This window comes from Streptomyces nanhaiensis, from assembly GCF_046614825.1.
Taxonomy (GTDB): Bacteria; Actinomycetota; Actinomycetes; order Streptomycetales; family Streptomycetaceae; genus Streptomyces; species Streptomyces radiopugnans.
The window spans coordinates 1-2,752 of the sequence record NZ_JBKJFM010000304.1; the positions used below are offsets into that span (position 1 = coordinate 1).

Consider the following 2,752-nt stretch of genomic DNA (forward strand, 5'->3'; position numbering starts at 1 on the left):
GCCGCTGTGCCGCGTGGGCGGAGAAGCTCACGGAGAAGGCACGGTGAGCGTCGTACGCGCGGCCGCCGGGCCGCTGTCGGCGACGATGCCCGCGCCGCTGTGCCGCGTGGGCGGAGAAGCTCACGGAAAAGACGCTGCGAGCGTCGTACGCGCGGCCGCCGGGCCGCATGTCATCAGGAGCCCGCGCTGTGGCCGCGTGGGCGCGGAAGCCCACGAGGAGACACAGTGACCACCCCCAAGCCCGACGAACTCCCGCTGCTCCAGATCGGTTTCGGCCGTCCCGGCGAGGCGGTGAACGGCACCGGCGGGGGCTGCGGCGACGCCTGCGGCTGCGGCGGTGCGGACGACGGACTCGACCTGGATCCGCTGGAGTGCGGTCTGGACCCGGACCTGGCCGCGCTGCTGGCGGACGCGGGCCTGGATCCGGTACAGGTCGAGGACATCGCCCACATGGCGATCGAGGAGGACCTCGACCAGGGCGTGGACGTCACCACCGTCGCGACCATCCCCGAGGACGCCGTCGCCACCGCCGACTTCACCGCCCGGGAGGCGGGCACCGTGGCCGGGCTGCGGATCGCCGAGGCGGTCCTGTCGGTGGTCTGCACCGAGGAGTTCGAGGTCGAGCGGCACGTCGAGGACGGCGACCGCGTCGAGGCGGGGCAGTGCCTGCTGTCGGTGCGCGCCCGTACCCGTGATCTGCTCACCGGCGAGCGCAGCGCCCTCAACATCCTGTGCCGGCTGTCCGGTGTCGCCACCGCCACCCGCGCCTGGGCCGACGCGCTCGAGGGCACCGGCGCGAAGGTCCGCGACACCCGCAAGACCACCCCGGGGCTGCGCTCCCTGGAGAAGTACGCGGTGCGCTGCGGAGGCGGGGCCAACCACCGGATGTCGCTGTCGGACGCCGCGCTGATCAAGGACAACCACGTGATCGCCGCGGGCGGGGTGGCCGAGGCGTTCAAGCGGGTGCGCGAGGAGTTCCCCGGCGTGCCGATCGAGGTGGAGGTGGACCGGCTGGACCAGATCGAGCCCGTCCTCGCCGAGGGCGCCGACCTGATCCTGCTGGACAACTTCACCCCCGGGCAGACGGCCGAGGCGGTCGCGCTGGTCGCCGGCCGGGCGAAGCTGGAGTCCTCCGGCCGCCTCACCCTGGCGAACGCCCGCGCGTACGCGGACACCGGCGTGGACTACCTGGCGGTCGGAGCGCTCACCCACTCCTCCCCGATCCTCGACATCGGCCTGGACCTGCGCGACGAGGCCCGCGGCGGCGCGGGCGGACAGGGGCGCGACTGATGCTGCTCACGATCGACGTCGGCAACACCCACACCGTCCTCGGCCTGTTCGACGGCGACGAGATCGTCGAGCACTGGCGGATCTCCACCGACCCCCGCCGCACCGCCGACGAATGGGCCGTCCTCCTCCAGGGCCTGATGGGCATGCACCCGCTGCTCGGCGAGGACCTGGGCGACGGCATCGACGGCATCTGCATCTGCTCCACAGTCCCCTCCGTCCTGCACGAGCTGCGCGAGGTGACGCGCCGCCACTACGGAGACATCCCCTCCGTCCTGGTCGAGCCGGGCGTCAAGACCGGGGTGCCCATCCTGATGGACAACCCCAAGGAGGTCGGCGCGGACCGGATCATCAACGCGGTGGCTGCCGTCGAGCTGTACGGCGGCCCGAGCATCGTCGTGGACTTCGGCACGGCCACCACCTTCGACGCGGTCTCCGCGCGGGGGGAGTACACCGGCGGCGTCATCGCCCCGGGCATCGAGATCTCCGTCGAGGCGCTCGGCGTGCGCGGCGCGCAGCTGCGCAAGATCGAGCTGGCCAGACCGCGCAGCGTCATCGGCAAGAACACCGTCGAGGCGATGCAGTCCGGCATCCTCTACGGCTTCGCCGGACAGGTGGACGGCGTGGTGGAGCGGATGGCCCGCGAACTGGCCGACGATCCGGACGACGTGACGGTCATCGCCACCGGAGGCCTGGCGCCGATGGTGCTGGGCGAGGCGACGGGGATCGACGAGCACGAGCCCTGGCTGACGCTGATCGGGCTGCGCCTGGTCTACGAGCGGAACATGGCGCGGGGCTGAGCACGGGGCCGGGCGCAGGGTCCGGGAACGGAGCCGGGACCGGGCGCGGGGCCGGACGCGGGCCGGGACACAGCGATGCGGCGATATGTCGGCTTTGCCGACTTCTGCCGTAATGTCACCGTATGCCCACGCCCTACGGTTCCCGAGGCGCCATGGTCCTCAGCCCGGACGAACTGCGCGTCCTGCGCAGCGCCCTCGCCCTCGTCCTCCAGCCCGCCCGTGTCCAGCCCTACCCGCGCGCCGGCGGGCGGCGCCCGGAGAGGGCTGAGGAGTCCGAGAGGCCGGAGGAGGAGCGTGCCGAGGCGGTGCGCGCGTGTCTGTGGCTGGCCGACGCGCTGGACGAGGCGAGCCGTGAGGCGGGCCGGCTGAGGGCCTTCCTGCGGGCGGACCTCGACCGCTACCGCGCCGCCCTGCCGGGCTCGGCCCCCGGGTACCTCGCGCGGCTGGAGGAGGCCGTCGCGCTGGGCTGTACGCCGCGCACGGAGGATCTGAGGGTGCTGCGCGAGCTGTGCGGCCACGGGTCCGGCGAGGCGGAGGGGGAGCGCCGCGCCGGGCTGCTGCGGCGCTGCGAACGGCTGGCGGCGCCCTCGGAGCGTTCCCGCGCCCCCGAGTCCTCAGGCCGCGCCCCCGAGTCCTCCGGGCGCGCCCGGCCGACGGCCGTCCGG

At 73.8% G+C, this 2,752-nt stretch carries 2 protein-coding genes and 1 pseudogene; all 3 read left to right on the forward strand.

Annotated features, from left to right (window positions below; genetic code table 11):
• Positions 1-225 precede the first annotated feature (225 nt).
• A complete protein-coding gene (gene nadC, locus ACLIYP_RS30100; protein WP_412716246.1) occupies positions 226-1,290 on the forward strand; it encodes a carboxylating nicotinate-nucleotide diphosphorylase in 1,065 nt (354 codons plus the stop codon).
• A complete protein-coding gene (locus tag ACLIYP_RS30105; protein WP_093657694.1) occupies positions 1,290-2,087 on the forward strand; it encodes a type III pantothenate kinase in 798 nt (265 codons plus the stop codon). Before nadC ends, ACLIYP_RS30105 begins: the two co-directional genes overlap by 1 nt.
• A gap of 122 nt (positions 2,088-2,209) precedes the next feature.
• A pseudogene (locus tag ACLIYP_RS30110) lies at positions 2,210-2,752 on the forward strand (hypothetical protein); the annotation flags it as partial.